17 protein-coding genes and 1 pseudogene are annotated in these 16,126 nt (G+C 39.7%); 1 reads left to right on the top strand and 17 read right to left on the bottom strand.

The annotated features are described in order from the left end of the window. Nucleotides 1–291: 291 nt before the first annotated feature. The 3 genes and pseudogenes from BLS33_RS04815 to BLS33_RS04805 all read right to left on the bottom strand — a co-directional run. A complete protein-coding gene (locus BLS33_RS04815; RefSeq protein ID WP_089885921.1) occupies nucleotides 292–2,844 on the bottom strand; it encodes an adenosylcobalamin-dependent ribonucleoside-diphosphate reductase in 2,553 nt (850 codons plus the stop codon). Between the two features lie 196 nt (nucleotides 2,845–3,040). Next, nucleotides 3,041–3,580, bottom strand: coding sequence for an SCO family protein (locus BLS33_RS04810; RefSeq protein ID WP_089885917.1), 540 nt, complete (start codon nucleotides 3,578–3,580; stop codon nucleotides 3,041–3,043). Continuing rightward, nucleotides 3,472–4,299 (bottom strand): annotated as a pseudogene (locus BLS33_RS04805) (alginate export family protein); the annotation flags it as partial. The pseudogene BLS33_RS04805 and the gene BLS33_RS04810, both read right to left, overlap by 109 nt. Before the next feature lie 353 nt (nucleotides 4,300–4,652). Here BLS33_RS04805 and BLS33_RS04800 point away from each other — a divergent pair. Then, nucleotides 4,653–5,861 (top strand): hypothetical protein, encoded by a 1,209-nt coding sequence (locus BLS33_RS04800; RefSeq protein WP_089885911.1) that lies wholly within the window; start codon nucleotides 4,653–4,655, stop codon nucleotides 5,859–5,861. On the opposite strand, the gene BLS33_RS04795 is transcribed toward BLS33_RS04800, so the two are convergent. The 14 genes from BLS33_RS04795 to ccoS all read right to left on the bottom strand — a co-directional run bounded on the left by BLS33_RS04795 (nucleotide 5,858) and on the right by ccoS (nucleotide 16,094). Continuing rightward, on the bottom strand, nucleotides 5,858–6,184 hold the full coding sequence (locus tag BLS33_RS04795) for a 2Fe-2S iron-sulfur cluster-binding protein (RefSeq protein ID WP_089885908.1): 327 nt from the start codon (nucleotides 6,182–6,184) through the stop codon (nucleotides 5,858–5,860). The two genes, BLS33_RS04800 and BLS33_RS04795, sit on opposite strands and share 4 nt — an antisense overlap. 35 nt (nucleotides 6,185–6,219) lie before the next feature. Then, complete coding sequence (locus tag BLS33_RS04790; RefSeq protein ID WP_245731282.1) at nucleotides 6,220–6,513, bottom strand: hypothetical protein; 294 nt, start codon at nucleotides 6,511–6,513, stop codon at nucleotides 6,220–6,222. Between the two features lie 22 nt (nucleotides 6,514–6,535). Beyond that, entirely contained in the window at nucleotides 6,536–7,000 is a 465-nt protein-coding gene (locus BLS33_RS04785) for a hemerythrin domain-containing protein (protein WP_317039830.1), read from the bottom strand. Between the two features lie 8 nt (nucleotides 7,001–7,008). Next, a complete protein-coding gene (gene ric, locus BLS33_RS04780; protein WP_176801322.1) occupies nucleotides 7,009–7,740 on the bottom strand; it encodes an iron-sulfur cluster repair di-iron protein in 732 nt (243 codons plus the stop codon). 74 nt (nucleotides 7,741–7,814) lie between these two features. Next, on the bottom strand, nucleotides 7,815–8,249 hold the full coding sequence (locus BLS33_RS04775) for an RrF2 family transcriptional regulator (RefSeq protein WP_089885896.1): 435 nt from the start codon (nucleotides 8,247–8,249) through the stop codon (nucleotides 7,815–7,817). A gap of 92 nt (nucleotides 8,250–8,341) precedes the next feature. Continuing rightward, nucleotides 8,342–8,731 carry a group III truncated hemoglobin gene (locus BLS33_RS04770; protein WP_089885893.1) on the bottom strand — a complete coding sequence of 130 codons (390 nt, stop codon included), beginning with the start codon at nucleotides 8,729–8,731 and terminating at the stop codon, nucleotides 8,342–8,344. Nucleotides 8,732–8,837: 106 nt separating this feature from the next. Beyond that, on the bottom strand, nucleotides 8,838–9,341 hold the full coding sequence (locus BLS33_RS04765) for a GTP-binding protein (protein WP_089885891.1): 504 nt from the start codon (nucleotides 9,339–9,341) through the stop codon (nucleotides 8,838–8,840). Nucleotides 9,342–9,353: 12 nt separating this feature from the next. Continuing rightward, nucleotides 9,354–10,058, bottom strand: a complete 705-nt coding sequence (locus tag BLS33_RS04760; RefSeq protein ID WP_089885888.1) for a sulfite exporter TauE/SafE family protein — start codon at nucleotides 10,056–10,058, stop codon at nucleotides 9,354–9,356. Between the two features lie 138 nt (nucleotides 10,059–10,196). Next, nucleotides 10,197–10,640: a FixH family protein gene (locus BLS33_RS04755; protein WP_089885885.1), complete on the bottom strand. Its 444-nt coding sequence runs from the start codon at nucleotides 10,638–10,640 to the stop codon at nucleotides 10,197–10,199. 105 nt (nucleotides 10,641–10,745) lie between these two features. Further along, complete coding sequence (gene ccoG / locus BLS33_RS04750) at nucleotides 10,746–12,164, bottom strand: cytochrome c oxidase accessory protein CcoG (RefSeq protein WP_089885881.1); 1,419 nt, start codon at nucleotides 12,162–12,164, stop codon at nucleotides 10,746–10,748. Between the two features lie 137 nt (nucleotides 12,165–12,301). Continuing rightward, nucleotides 12,302–13,189 (bottom strand): cbb3-type cytochrome c oxidase N-terminal domain-containing protein, encoded by an 888-nt coding sequence (locus tag BLS33_RS04745; protein ID WP_089885877.1) that lies wholly within the window; start codon nucleotides 13,187–13,189, stop codon nucleotides 12,302–12,304. A gap of 91 nt (nucleotides 13,190–13,280) precedes the next feature. Then, nucleotides 13,281–13,466: a CcoQ/FixQ family Cbb3-type cytochrome c oxidase assembly chaperone gene (locus tag BLS33_RS04740; RefSeq protein WP_089885873.1), complete on the bottom strand. Its 186-nt coding sequence runs from the start codon at nucleotides 13,464–13,466 to the stop codon at nucleotides 13,281–13,283. Nucleotides 13,467–13,556: 90 nt separating this feature from the next. After that, complete coding sequence (gene ccoN, locus BLS33_RS04735) at nucleotides 13,557–15,737, bottom strand: cytochrome-c oxidase, cbb3-type subunit I (protein WP_089885869.1); 2,181 nt, start codon at nucleotides 15,735–15,737, stop codon at nucleotides 13,557–13,559. A 162-nt stretch (nucleotides 15,738–15,899) separates the two neighbouring features. Continuing rightward, entirely contained in the window at nucleotides 15,900–16,094 is a 195-nt protein-coding gene (gene ccoS / locus BLS33_RS04730) for a cbb3-type cytochrome oxidase assembly protein CcoS (protein ID WP_089885865.1), read from the bottom strand. Nucleotides 16,095–16,126 lie beyond the last annotated feature (32 nt).

The raw sequence follows: 16,126 nt of genomic DNA, 5'->3' as shown, positions 1-16,126 counted from the left end.
GCAGAGAATAGGTACATTGTCGTTTTTTGAAAGTACCTAGAGCAAACGAATAATTTGATTTCAAACGGCAAGACCAATATAAATAAATTGTAAGCAGTCAAATATAGCAATAGCTGGCGCCAAAAGCTAGATTACGCCGTAGCAACTATCATGACCAGCACAGATAAAATCTGATTGACACGACGAGGTATGTGGCCAGAACTAGTATTAAATTCTGACCATTTCAATAGAGCCGCTAAAATATTTAGTGAAACATTGCGAAAATCGGCCGAACTAGATTCTTACCAATTACTATCCACATTTTGAGGATCCACAATCTTTACACGTCAAACAACCTTCCTGATAAATGAGGTTAGTAGATTTGCAGTTACTGCATTTTTGGCCTTTGGCCTCTGTACCGTCCATAACGTACCTTTTTAGCGCACGTGCTACCCCATTTTTCCAAGTATTGATCTGTTCGCTGTCGAGTTGCAGACTGTTGATCAAATCCACGATTTTTTCAATCGGCATACCATGGCGCAGGGTGCCTGATATCAATTTGGCATAGTTCCAATATTCGGGGTCGAATTTATGCGAAAGTCCTTCTATAGTGGTTTTATAGCCTCTTGCATTCTTGTACTGAAAATCGTAACGCGATGCCCCATTTTCATCCCTGTTTTTGATGATAAGTCCTTCATTCGCCCAACGGGGAATCAAGATGCCGTCTTGATCATCGGCCAGACCGGTAAAGATTTCGTATGGCTTGCCATCGATGCGACCGATAAAGGCAATCCACTTTTCTTTGTTGTTCTGAAAACGCACAACATCGGCCTCAAGAACCTGCGGGCGCTTCGTAGGAAAGGTGGTCAAGGTTTTTGAAGACTCCTCTTTCTTGTCATCTGCGGATATCAAAACTCCCGAGCGAGAGCCGTCACGATATACGGTTACCCCTTTGCAACCGGCCTTCCAAGCTTCTAAATATAATTTACCTACCAATTCTTCAGAAACGTCGTTGGGTAGGTTGATAGTAACACTGATGGAGTGATCTACCCATTTTTGAACCGCACCTTGCAGACGTACTTTGCTTAGCCAATCGACATCGTTCGAAGTGGCCTTATAATAGGGCGACTTTTTTACAATGGTATTGATTTCGTCTTGGCTGTAATTTTTATCGGTATCATATCCCTTGGCCGTCATCCAAGCCTTGAACTGATGATGGAACACCAAATATTCTTCCCAAGAGTCGCCGACATCATCAACAAAATCGACCCGTACTTCTTTGTCGTTCGGGTTTACCTTTCTACGACGCTTATACACGGGAAGAAATACAGGTTCAATACCTGATGTGGTTTGAGTCATCAAACTCGTAGTGCCGGTAGGGGCAATTGTCAAGAGGGCAATATTTCTCCGGCCATGTTCGAGCATTTCGTAGTATAATTTTTCGTCTGCGTCTTTTAAGCGGAGGATGAACGGATTTTCCTTTTCTCGCTCTGCATCGAAAATAGCGAAGGCACCACGATCTCGAGCCGTATGTACCGATGCCCGATAGGCTTCCAATGCTATCGTTTTGTGTACTTCAACGGAAAACTCATTAGCCTCCTTGCTTCCGTAGCGTAAACCAAGGGCTGCTATCATATCTCCCTCCGCCGTGATACCAATACCCGTTCGTCGGCCTTCTTGAGCCTTCTTTTTGATGTTTTCCCAAAGTTTGTATTCCACCATTTTAGTTTCTTCCAATTCGGGGTCATCGGCAATTTTTTTTAAGATGGCATCTACTTTTTCAAGTTCTAAATCGATGATATCATCCATGATGCGTTGTGCCGCTGCAATGTGTTTTTTAAAGAGCTTGAAATTAAAGGAAGCTTTTTCTGTAAAAGGTGCATCTACATAACCCATTAGATTGATGGCCAATAAGCGGCAAGAATCATAAGGACATAACGGGATTTCTCCACAGGGGTTCGTCGATACCGTCTTGTAACCTAAATCAGCATAACAATCCGGCACCGATTCGTTGATAATGGTGTCCCAGAATAAAATTCCCGGTTCAGCTGATTTCCAAGCGTTGTGAACTATTTTATTCCATAATTGCGATGCTTTGATCTCTTTTGAGAATTTTGGATCTTTACTATGGATGGGGAATTTTTGAGTGTAATTATCGTTGTTCTCGACCGCTTTCATAAAAGCATCATCCATACGTACCGAAACATTCGCACCTGTTACTTTGCCTTGTTCCATTTTAGCATCGATAAAATCTTCCGCATCGGGATGATTTATCGAAACGGACAACATCAAAGCGCCCCTACGACCATCTTGTGCGACTTCGCGAGTAGAGTTCGAGTAGCGCTCCATAAAAGGCACCAACCCCGTTGAGGTTAAAGCAGAATTCTTGACAGGTGAGCCTTTGGGGCGAATATGCGAAAGGTCGTGCCCAACACCGCCACGGCGCTTCATTAGTTGTACCTGTTCTTGGTCGATTTTTAGAATGCCACCGTACGAATCAGATTTCCCGTCGGTTCCGATAACAAAACAATTCGAAAGCGAAGCGATTTGAAACGGATTGCCAATGCCCGCCATTGGACTGCCTTGGGGAACAATATATTTAAAGTTTTTGATCAGATCGAAGATTTCTTTCTCCTTCATCGGATTCGGATATTTTGCTTCAATCCGGGCAATTTCGTGAGCGATTCTTCGGTGCATATCGTCGGGTGTCCGTTCATAGATATTTCCGTCAGAATCTTTAAGGGCATATTTGTTGATCCATACACGGGCCGCAAGATCGTCGCCCTTGAAATAAATCAGCGAAGCATCAAAAGCTTCGTCTTGGGTATAGGTGGTGGTAGGGGTCGGGAAAGTTGTAGTGTGCATTTTAAATTCTTTATAGTTTGTTAGGAGCTAATTCTGCACTAAAATTAGGTAAAATTTAAACAACTATCTTATGATAAAAATCATAATGTTTACTAGAATATTAGTTAAATACACTGATAATCAATTATTTGTAAATTTATCAACATTCAAAAGTTAACAAAAAAAATCAATTATTATAGATAATAAAGAATAGGGCCTAATATGCCAATCCCAAAATTTTTGAAACGGTAATTTCATTGTTTACACCGAGTCCCTCTTGTTGGTATGTCAATTCACCTTTTTGGTCGAAGACGCTGATTATATTGGAGTGTGAAAAATCCATCGGGGAGATTTTTTTATAGTTGACGGCCAACACAGCGGCGAATTCGCGGGTATCCGATTCCGAACCTCTAAGAAACACCCATTGCTCAGACTCCATTTCGTTTTCGATAGCAAATTCTTTCAGCCTTTCAGGGGTATCCGTTTCGGGGTCTATACTTATGAGAACGAGCTTCACGTTACCTTTTTTTGCGTCGGGAATCTGTTTTTCGATGGATCGCATATCAGCAGCCAATCTGGGACATGCCGATTGGCAAGTAGTATAAATCATAACCATGACCAAGACATTTCCCTTTAAATCTTTTAACTCTATTTCCCGATTATCTTGGGTGGTCCAAATAGAAGGAAGGTTGTAGATCGAGAGATCAGAAATTTCATCGGTTTCCTTAATTTTGGTTTCCAAAAGTGCAAGATCCATTTTGCAGACCGCACAGGTCCCGGGTTGGTCAAAAGTCTTGTCTCCTTGTTGTCTCCATTTGAAGGAGCTCCATTATCATTTCCGCTTTGAAGTTCAGAACCAAGTACTACTGACCAGGTTTGCGTTGGTTTGTAACTTGCTTCCAATGCCAGTAAATAGGCACTAAGGTCGTTATTGGCGAGATCCTTTCCGAGTTGGTAATAAAGATTTGAACTAATATCTAATTTTCCTTTCTTGTAAGTTAAATGAGTTCCAAATGTTTGACTATATCGGGTTTCATTGTTGTCGGAATTAACTTCATCGATGAACTGTTGACCATTGTTCAGCAAAAGAAAACTTGCTTGAAACCTTTGCCAATCTTGATGCAGCCAAGCGAATTGAAGACTTTTATAGGTTCCGGGTGTTCTCAGGGTAGTGCCGACCACGTTTTCTGCATCTTGAATGAATGCTAGCCCAACATGCAATTTGAAATCATTTTCACTGTAACTAAATAGAGCGGCATCATGACTGCGTGCTTGTTGCGCCCAACCTACATTCCCGAAAATCCGTTGGTCATCATATAAAATTTCCTGACGGCCCAATTTTAAAGAAAACTTTTCATGAAAAAGGATTTCTCCCCAAGCCTGATGGATACCGATTCCGTTTTTGTCAGCTATATTTAATTGTGGTACGTCGCCCCAGACCCTGACATCTTGCAAGCTCAGGAAAAAGGTTAATTTTTCAGACGTATGCCCCGTATTTAACCGTGTACTTTGTGATACAAATGCCGCTGGTTCTTCATTATCCGCAAAAGTGTCTTAAAGCCATGTTGGTACTCCATTCGAGGACGAAGTTCTGCATCTACCGTTAATTGCGGGTGGACATTGGAGATTAAAAAGATAAAGAAGGCCCAGACTAATTTGTGATTTGTTCCATTCAGGAGGTTAGGAAATTGGTTATACAAAAGACTACATACAAAAAAGCTTAAAAAATGATATATGTCAGGTTATCATGGCGTATTGTATATCGATTATCCCTTCGATTTTAAATTGAGGAACATATGCGGTGATTTCCCTAAATTGCGGTTTTGAAAATGATCAATTTACAATCTCATACGAAAGTGGCCTTTGCCTATTTTATATTGGCGGCCGTGTTAGGCGTACTATTGCGTGCTTTTCATTCGTTAGCGATTCCTATAAATTACAAGTTTTTTGTTCATACCCATTCCCATATTGCTTTGTTGGGTTGGGCGTATTTGGCATTGACTACTTTGTTGTATAAAATATTCGTACAAGATGCGATTGTCGATAAAAAGTATCGCCATATTTTTTGGTTTACCCAAGTGACATTGTTGGGTATGTTATTGACCTTTCCTTTTCAAGGTTATGCCCTTTTTTCTATTATGTTTTCGACTTTGTTTCTTTTGGCCTCGTATTGGTTCTTTTGGTTTTTTAGGAAACATGTAAAAATCGAGTTCAGAAAGAGTAATGCCTATAGTTGTGTGAAAGTGGCTTTATGGTATTTGGTGATTTCCAGTTTGGGACCGTGGGCGTTGGGAGCGGTTATGAATATTTGGGGACCCGAATCGGTTTGGTATCGGTTGGCCATTTATTTTTACCTCCACTTTTTGTACAACGGGTGGATGCTTATGGCCATTTACGGTCTGTTTTTTCACCTGCTCGAACAACTAGGTATTCAGCTCCCCCAAAAGACATTTAAAAAGTTCTTCATAAGTATTAATCTTGGTATTTTATTAACGTTTTTTCTATCTACCTTATTTGCGGCTCCACCTGGCATATTGTATGTTTTAGGTGGGGTAGGGGCTCTGTTCCAGCTTTTGGCACTGGCAGTGCTGTTTCTTTTTTTGATACGTAATAAAGGGGAGTGGCTATCGGTTTTGTCAAAATTTCAAAGGGATCTGTTGAAAACCGTGGGGTTTCTTTTAGTGGTGAAAATGGTTCTCCAACTCCTGACCGCTTTTCCCTATTTTGCCAATTTAGCTGTTATTTATCTAGATTTTACCATAGGTTATTTACATGGAACATTTCTGGGGGTCGTAAGTATCTCATTGTTTTTGTTTTTCGATTTTTTTGGTTTGATGCGGATATCGAAAAGTGGTTATTGGCTATATCTTACAGGGTTTGTCATTACCGAGGCACTGATTTTTTTCAGGGGAATAGCGTCTTGGCTACGGCTATCACTTTTTGATGGTTATTATGAAGCATTAGCGGTAGCAAGTCTTTTGATTCCCTTAAGCTTCTTATTTATTGTATTTGGAAAACAAAACCTAAGTACAACTTAAGCATCTTTTAATATCCGAAGGATAGCGCCGTTCAATTCTGCATTCACGGGAATTTGGCAAGCCAACCTACTTTTTTCAGTATGGTTTCCCATCTTAAAGAGTGTATTTTTTTCATCCTCATCCATTTTTTCTGTAATTGAGCCTTTCACAATCTCGATACAACAGGTACCGCACCAAGCCCTACCTTTACAGTCGCCCCAATCCTCAACATATTTGTCAAAGAGTAGTTCCATCAAGTTGTGATATTCGTTGACCTTGAAATCGGCATGACATTTTTCTCCGAACTCATTATAATAGATGAGGTTATTGGTTTTTGTTGTCATGTATTCTAGTTTTCGTCTTTTTCTATTGCCATTCTTTAGAGTAGATTGGCAATAATAACTAAAATACTGAACGATACACTTAGAATTAATAGGTTGAATACAGCTTTTGATTTTAGTTGTGCCAGTACTGCGCCATTAAAAGCCATACACAAAATAGTAACCAAGAAAAGTAAGATCAGCATTATTGGAGTTTGTATATCGCTCATCAACAACGTCATCGCGGCAACTGACCCAATACAGCTTTGACCAATGATTGCGATGGTAGCATAGCCTGTCTGTGCTCTTTTAAATTCGACCAAAACCTGGTTGTAGATTTTAAATGGTTTCAATTTTTTAGAATTGAATACACTTTTATGTCCAGAATGGGTCATTTGAATTGTCTCTGAATTTCTCATCGTTATGTAGTTTTGAAATTATATTTAATTGTTCCGGTGTAGCTATTTTTTGAATTTCATTAAAGAGTATGCGTTCCTCAAAACGTATATGTTTTTCAAGTTCTTCTTCAATATTGGCGAGTGACTTATGAATCTCTTGATCCTTAAATAACCGTATCAATCTTCGGTGCTCGGCAAGGGCTTTTTTAACCAGTTTATTATCCTTGCCCAGAATAGGAAACATATAGTGCTCCTCTAATTCGAAATGAGGCATTAGATGGATTTTAAAGAACCAATCCGCATAGCGTTTAATTCTTGTTAACTCAATGCCTTTTGAAAACCCCGTACGTATCTTCCAACAAAGGAGCAGGCCTTGGTGGTGATCATGGCTTATGCCTTGTAATTCTTTTTTTCTTTTAAGTGGTGCGGTTTTTTCCATCATAGCGGGTTTTATACCAATACCGACAATTCTCTTTCCAATAATTCCGCTTTAGGAAACAGAATGTTGTTTTCTAAATGGATGTGCCTGTGAAGGTCTTGTTCAAATTCTTGAAGCAATGAAAACGCTACTTTATAAGTATTACAGGCATCGGCAGGAGGAGTGTAATTGTTGCTCAGTTCATCTATTTTTCGAAATCGGTCTCCTTCCGTCTCATGCTCTTGCATCATCATGGCAATCGGGTTTTGAACCGTACCAAAATGTGGTCGATCGAAATTGGCACCTGTTTGCTTGGCCTTGATCATTTTACGTACTGCCGGAAAAAGAATGAGTTCTTCTTTTTTCATATGCATGGCCAATTCCCCCGCTGATTTTTCGAAATGGTCGGTAATCTCTAATAGTTCGGGGTGGCGTTCACCATGTACACGACATAATTTGTTGAGGTATTGTTTTAAAACGGGAATGCGTTCTTCAACGTAACGATGGTGCTTTTTTTCTATATAATCGGCCAGTAAGTCTAGTGGCCAAGATTTGAAATCTATTGATTCGGTCGTATCCTGATTCAAGATGGCTTCGATTTCTTTTAGTAATTGATCGGTGCTTACATTACTTTTTTCTGCCACTTCATAAATGCTTCGGTTTCCTTTACAACAAAAATCTATCTTGTGGTTATTAAAAACTTGGGCTGTTCTATAATCTTCAGCTACTATTTGCCCTATGTTCTTTTCGAGTATCTTTTCCATAATCTTAAATTTTATATGATAGTTGTTTAAAGATAATAACGGACAAAATTGTCCTTTTTTAAAATAAATTTTTTTTAGCGCTTCAAGTAGGTCAGGCCAACTTCGAGGCCAGCGGTCATTTCATAGAGACTAGTATTTTCAAGCATTTTTTTCAGATTATCGCGTATAGCAACGAACTTTTCATGTACAGGGCAGGGTTTAAGGGCATTACATTCTTTTAACCCTAGACCACATCCCACATAAATATTATCGCCGTCGATGGCATAGACGATCTCGCTAAGTTTAATTTTATCTATTTGATCTTTTTCGATTTGGAAACCGCCCGATGGACCTTTTACCGAATCAATAATCTGATTTCTTGCTAACAGCTGTAAAATTTTGGCCGTAAATGCCTCTGGCGAATCAATTTTTTTAGCAATATCACGAAGGCTCGTCCGTTTTCCTTCGATTGATTGCAGTGCAATATAGGTAGAGGCTTTTATACCATATTCACAGGCTTTTGAAAACATAAAGTTTTGTTTCTAATTCAAGACAAATATAAGGGAAGTTATAATTCGGACAAAATTATCCGAATTAAAATTTTGCTAATTTTGAAGAAATATTATTTTGTTCTATGCTGAAAAATCTGCATAAATAGCATTGTAGACATTTTTTGTGCCCTGTTCTTGGCAATCCATGCGGTTTCACCCTCAAAAAGCTGGTCTATTGTAGCAAACCAAAGGTTCAGCCACAAGCCAAAATGTTCTGAAGTTATGGTGTGATTCATTTTATCGTCAACTTCTTGATGGGCGGTTACGGGGTTGCCGTAGTATTTGCGTTTTAGAAAAAGTTGAGTTTCCCAGAAATCGGTCAACAGGGTCAAATGGCTATCCCAATCGGTAATAATGCCATTGAATATGGGGCCAAGAACTTTATCTACGCGAATTTTCTCATAGAACGTTTCTACCAAAAGTTTTACGTCGCTTCTATTTTGAATATCTTTTCTATCCATAAAGATTAAATTATGCAATCAATACATAAATTTTCGAGCCTAAACTCAGGCAAGTTACTGGTTTCAGGTTTTATCAAAAAAATAATTTCAGTAATCGAAGCGACTTTTATATACCTAGTTCAATAGTCAATGTTTGGGTTACAAATTGATGTAATTGATGCATTTGAGGTTTTCCTTTTCGTTTTCCTATCCTGCCGAAAGCATAAAGTACAAACCAAAGAACTGTCATGAACACCATTAAACCTAGCTGAAGACCGTAGGGGCGGTTCAACGAGGCACTAGAATATGCCCATACACCTAGAATCACGAAAACTATTGCTACACCAAAATGTAGGAACATAAAAAAAGTCCACAGGGTAGGGTTGGGGCCGAAAATGCCGTATAATTTACAGGTTTTTTCATCTACTTTAAAAATTTCAAGATGAAGTTGTGGTGACCATAAATGATTTTCTTTCTCATCAAATTTGATAAAAATGTGCTCGTCGATGCATTTAATCAGAAAGGGTTTGCATTCCGCATTTTCAAACTTGCCAAGAATCGTTTCTTGGGTCGTAGGTAATTCGAATTGAAACCTGGGCCTAAGTACGATTTCGTTTGGTAGCGGTTTCATGAATTTTATATATCAGTCGTTACATTCCATGGTACTCGAGACTATTTCGACTACAGGTTTAGGAGATACATAGGGAATACCCAACCCTAAACCGCGTAATATAAAAAGTGCTCCTATAATGATTACAAAAACCGGAATCAACTTTCGTACGTTCTTTCGTGCCACGCCTTTTAAAAGTGAACTAAAATAAATAGCCGTTGTCATTAATGGAATGGTGCCCAGCCCGAACAGCACCATATAAAATCCTCCTTGTGCGGCATTCCCCATTGCAATGGCACCAAATAGCGCCATATAAACGAGGCCACAGGGTAAGAACCCGTTTAAAAAGCCGATAGTAAGAAATGTATCGGGCGTTTTCTTTTTGAGTTGTTGCCCCAATCGATCTTTGACTTTCGCTATTAGTTTGTAAAAAGGTTGTGAGAGGTTGTATTTACTAAAGGTCTTATGTGGAATCAGTACGACTACAATCATTAAAACACCAATAATGATAGACAGCTTTTGTTGCATTCCGAATACATAGAGACCTTTTCCAAGCATCCCGAATACGAGTCCGATGATACCGTAGGCCAATAGCCTCCCGAAATGGTAAATAAAAATCTGTGTAAACTTCTTCAGTTCATTGTTCCTATCCACAGGCAACATAAAGGCTATCGGGCCGCACATCCCCACACAGTGGAGGCTACCTAATAATCCCATGATGATGGCTGATACTAACATAGTTTGTCTAATTCGACATTGTGTTACAATAGGTAATTCTCTTTTTAATACAAATTCACCGGAATCGCTATTGTTTAAACTGCTGTTTTTTGTGCTTCACAAATGCATTGTTCAATGGGGTGATGTTTCGGACCATTTTTAATAGGTCAAACTTTCTTTATGCATATACAGTTCATCACCATATTGCCAAGAAACTTTAATGTCCCAGCGACCATCTAACAAACGTTTGTCAGGTATGAGCAAATGTGTATTGGATAGGCTTACGGGTAAGTCAAAATCCAAGTGTTTATTAGATGGTCTGTAAAGGGACACTGTACCTTTTATTTTTTTTGGGTCTAATTTTTCTGGAAAGTTGAGCACGAGACCATCGGGTGTTCTGTCCATTGTGATTCTTGCATTCTTATTAGCGTTCTTTTCGGCATCGATTTCTTTCTGATACCCCAATTCGGCCTTGTAATATTCTTCCGTTACCAAATCATGATTCGCCCGATCGTCTAGCCCCATGCGTACAACAAAGTATAGAATAAAGCTTATGAATCCTACTAATGCCAAAACGATTCCTGTTCCCCAATTTATTTTCATAACGAATACTTTTATATTGAATGCTGTTGAAAGGAACTTCCCTTTTTATAGAAACGATAGAGCGCATGCCCGTTTCACTTATCGCTACCATTTAGTCAAGCTTGCCTATTTATAGCTTCTTGGTCCCATAAATGCGGTGGTGGTCGTTTCTATTAATTCTTCACCACTATAGACTCCAATCTTTATTTTGTTCTTATCACCGGTTAAGGCAGAATTGTTGATTTCAACAAAGAGGGTGCCTTCGGCAAGTTCTTTTGCGGGCACTATAAAATCTTGATGGCTGACCAATTTTATGGTTCCTTTATGAGATAAAAGTTTAAAGTTAACATCTTCGACATCTTTTGTGGTCTTATTGACCAGTTTAAATGTGTACACGTTGCTGATAATATTATCTTCTTTGTGCTCATAGAGTTGTCCGGGAAGCCTTAAAATATTGGCTTCCAAGTCGTTTCTAAGAAAAAGCATGCCGATTAAAATTCCCGTCAAAATGGTTAAGACAGCGGTATACCCCTTTAAGCGGGGCGTAAATTTGAACTTTTCTTTTTTTACGATTTCATCTTCACTGGCATAGCGAATCAATCCTTTAGGAAGGTTAACTTTTTCCATAATTGTATCGCATTCATCGATGCAGGCGGTACAATTGACGCACTCTAGTTGTGTACCGTTACGTATATCAATTCCTGTGGGGCACACATTGACACATTGAAAGCAATCGATACAATCACCAAAGCCCAATTCTTTTCTGTCTTCGTTTTTTCGCCATTTCTTTCTGCCGTTTTCCGCCTCACCTCTTTTGTAATCATAGGCAACAACAATAGATTTGTTGTCAAGAAGTACACTTTGCATACGCCCGTAGGGGCAAGCGATAATACATACCTGTTCCCTGAACCAAGCAAATATAAAGTAGAATACAGCCGTAAAAATCAATAATGAAACCATGATGCTTACGTGACGCATTGGTCCATCCATTATGTATTGGATCAGTCGGTCACTGCCGATTAGGTACGCGAGGAAGATGTTGGCAATCAGAAACGAAATGATAAAAAAGATAAACCATTTTAGCACACGCTTTCTAATTTTTTCACCATTCCATTCTTGCCGGTCTAATTTTATCTGTGCACCTCTATCCCCATCTATCCAATATTCGATCCTACGGAAAACCATTTCCATAAAAATGGTTTGCGGGCACATCCATCCACAAAAAATACGTCCGAAGGCAACGGTAAAAAGAGAGATGAAAACAACTCCGATAATCATTAAAATAACAAATAGATAGAAGTCTTGAGGCCAGAAAGGGAGTCCGAAGATATTAAAGCGACGTTCCAGAACATTGAACATCAAGAACTGATTGCCATTGATTTTTACAAATGGAGCTGCAAATAAAAGGGCCAGTAAAAGATAGCTTACATACTTTCGGTACTGATAAAATCGGCCGCTCGGCTTTTTAGGATAGAGCCAGGCCCTCTTACCATCTTCGTTGATGGTACCTATTGAATCCCTAAACTGCTCTTTTTCCTGTGACATCTTGAATTGCTATACGTTGTACCCTTTTCGTTTTTCTAAAATAGCGAGTAGGGATTTGGAGTACTAAAATTTAGTACACGGTTCCTTTTTCCTTGGTTTTTGTCAATTATAAAAACTAGTGCTGCTTGATTTTTTTTTCAGGGCGTTTCTTCAGCTACCCAAATATCTCCTTCCGGAGCTTTCGGATTTGCAGGAGGAGTACCATTTATATTGGTCAATACATAGCTGGAAACTTGAGCGATCTCTAATGGTTTGAGTGTCTGTTTCCAGGCAATCATACCTTTGCCGTCACGTCCACCTTCCGATATGGTATGGAATACATTTTTGATACCACCGCCTAAAATCCAATGTTCATCGGTCAAATTTGGACCGATTCCACCACCTCCATCGGCCATATGACAGGCTACGCAGTTACTTTCGAAAATGGTCTTGCCGGCTTTAAGATCGGAAGCATCGGTCATAAGTTCTACCGTATTTGCATCGACCAAATCTTTTGCGGTTTTCTTGTATGCTTCTATTTCAAGTTGAGCCGCTGCGACGTCTTGTTCGTATTCTAAATCTTGGTCATAGCCTCCAAAAACATGAAAACGTAACATGTATATAATAGCAAAGACTATTGATGCGTAGAACATGTACACCCACCAAGGCGGTAACTTATTGTTCAATTCGCGTATACCGTCATAATTATGATCAAGAATAATTTCTTGCTCTGCCTCCATGGGTTTAGAGCCCAATAATTTTTCATATGTTCTTTTGCCCCATTTCCATTCCCAAGTATTGCTCTTATCTTCCAGATAACGCGCTTTAGCTTCTTCTGAAAGCGTCTGGAACATCACATTCTCGATGGCATTCAAAATAATCTGTATAATGATCATTAAGAATAGGATGAATACCATAAAAATCTGGAGAAGAGGGTATTCGATGATTGCCGGTTTGTCTCCGGAGTCGATTAAAAGTTCCATCAATCCTAGGATTAGAAAGAACGCTAAAGGGATCTTAATCCACCAAGCTGATCCATTTTTCATATTATTTAATTTTATATTGATAGTTGGTATTCATTCTTTTAATTTTTCTTTAGTTGGAAGAAAAATTCAGTTGACTGTCGCTATTGGCTCCTTAGTTTGCGATGTCGTTATCATCTTCTAAGGGCAATTCGCTCATTTCTTTGACATGTGCTTTTGAAGCGGTAACTACCCACAAGAAAAGCACTACAAAAAATATGAAGAAGATTAATAATGATATCATGGGATAGGTGGCTACTCCTTCAATACTCTCCATATACCCCTTTACAAATTTAAACATGTCTTTATTTTTAGAAGTTAGAACCTAGCGCAATGACACTGAACCCTTAATATTTTATACTGTCGCTAACTTATTTCTTTATAAGATTTATTATTCGGTATCCTTAATTTTGATATCGGTACCCAAACGCTGTAAATATGCAATGAGTGCTACAATTTCACGGTCTTTCATGGCTATGAATTCTTCACCGTTCTCAGCGGCATACTTTTTATCGGCTTCATAACTATTTGCAAAATCGGGATCACTGTAAAGATTTTTCTCTATTTGGGCAGCTTGTTGATCCATACTCGTCTCGGCATTTGCGATATCTTCTTCGGTATAGGGTACTCCCAATGTCACCATGGTCTCCATTTTTGTCTTAATATTGCTTCTGTCGTGCGCATCGCGAACCAACCACGAATAAGACGGCATAATTGAACCAGCTGATGTGGTTTGGGGGTCATACATGTGATTGAGGTGCCAGTTATCGGAATATTTACCGCCAACTCTTAATAAATCTGGACCCGTACGTTTACTTCCCCAAAGGAAAGGGTGATCGTATACAAACTCCCCAGCCTTCGCATATTCACCGTAACGCTCGACTTCACTACGGAACGGCCGTACCATTTGCGAGTGACAACCTACACAACCTTCTCGAATATAAAGATCGCGTCCTTCCAATTCCAGGGGCGTGTAAGGTTTCACACTAGTAATTGTAGGGATGTTCGATTTGACCAATATCGTAGGTACAATTTGAATAATTCCTCCAATTAAAATAGCTATCGTAGCCAAAATGGTCAATTGTATCGGCTTGCGCTCCAACCAGGTATGAAAGGTTTCGCCAGCTGTTCTTCTTTTTGAAACACGGGTCAAGGCAGCAGCTTCGGCCAATTCGTCTTCCACTTTGCTTCCTGATCTGATAGTTGCCACAACGTTATAAATCATTACGCAGGCCCCGATAATATACATCGTTCCTCCGATGGCACGCATCCAATACATGGGCATAATCTCGGTGACGGTCTCAAGAAAGTTACCATATACCAAAGTACCGTCAGGGTTGAAATCCTTCCACATTAAAGCTTGGGTGAACCCGGCGACGTACATGGGTAGGGCATATAAGATGATACCCAAGGTGCCGATCCAAAAATGAACGTTCGCGAGACCTACTGAATACAATCTTGTTTTCGTCATTTTGGGTACTAACCAATAAATCATTCCGAATGTTAAAAATCCGTTCCATGCCAAAGCACCAACGTGTACGTGGGCAATAATCCAGTCGCTAAAATGGGCAATTGCGTTTACATTTTTAAGCGATAACATGGGACCTTCAAAGGTGGCCATTCCATAGCCTGTAATTGCCACTACCATAAACTTCAGGGTCGGATCGGTACGTACTTTATCCCAAGCCCCGCGTAGCGTTAAGAGTCCGTTGATCATACCCCCCCAGGAAGGCGCAAGTAGCATAATGGAAAAAGCGACGCCCAAATTCTGTGCCCAATCGGGTAGTGCAGAATAGAGCAAGTGGTGGGGTCCGGCCCAGATATATATGAAAATCAATGACCAGAAGTGAACGATTGAAAGTTTATAGGAATAAACGGGTCTATTCGCCGCTTTAGGAACAAAATAGTACATCAGCCCCAAAAACGGGGTCGTCAAGAAAAATGCCACGGCATTGTGACCGTACCACCATTGAACCAATGCATCTTGAACGCCGGCATAAACAGAATAACTTTTAAAGGCACTAACAGGAAGTGCTAAACTGTTGAAAATATGGAGTACGGCTACAGTGACAAAAGTTGCCAGATAGAACCAAATGGCAACGTATAAATGGCGCTGCCTTCTTTTGATCATTGTGCCAATCAGGTTAGCGCCAAAAGCGACCCAGACAATAGCGATTGCAATATCGATAGGCCATTCTAGCTCTGCATATTCTTTTGAGGAGGAATACCCTAATGGGAGTGTTATTGCCGCTGCGACAATTATCGCCTGCCAGCCCCAAAAGTTAAAATTACTCAGAAAATCATTGAACATTCGTGCTTTCAGAAGACGTTGCGTCGAATAGTAAACACCTGCGAAAATCGCATTACCTACGAAGGCAAAGATAACGGCATTGGTATGCAATGGACGTAATCGACCAAAACTAAGCCATGAAATACCTTCCATATAATTAGGGAAAATAAAAAGGAAGGCCAACATTAGACCGACCGACATTCCGACAATTCCCCAAAACATTGTAGCGTAAAGAAACTTTTTAACAATTTTGTTGTCGTAATAAAACTGCTGTACCTCCATAAGTATTGTTTTTTAATCTAAGGATAGAGAATGTAACATATGTCTATGCTATTTTTTTAAAGCTAAAGAGTAGCTGTTTGGGGCTAGAACCTAAATGGAGTTCAGATACCACAATCAATTACCTCTTAGCTTTCCATTCTAATTTCCCATCATTTAGTTGGTCTATTTGTTACTCTTTTTTTGTTTTTCTTTTTCTTCGGAAGGTTTATCCTTGACCAGTTCATCTTCGAACAGCATGCGCACAGAGGGTGTGTATGAATCATCATACTGACCGCTCTTGACGGATACAATAAATGCAGTGAAAAAGATGACCGCAACGACGAGGCTGATGGCCAATAGCACATAAATAACACTCATACCTACCTGAATTCTGGTGTAAAACTACGTCC

The organism is Kriegella aquimaris, from assembly GCF_900103215.1.
GTDB classification, from domain to species: Bacteria; Bacteroidota; Bacteroidia; order Flavobacteriales; family Flavobacteriaceae; genus Kriegella; species Kriegella aquimaris.
This window is presented reverse-complemented; position numbering and strand designations above follow the sequence as displayed.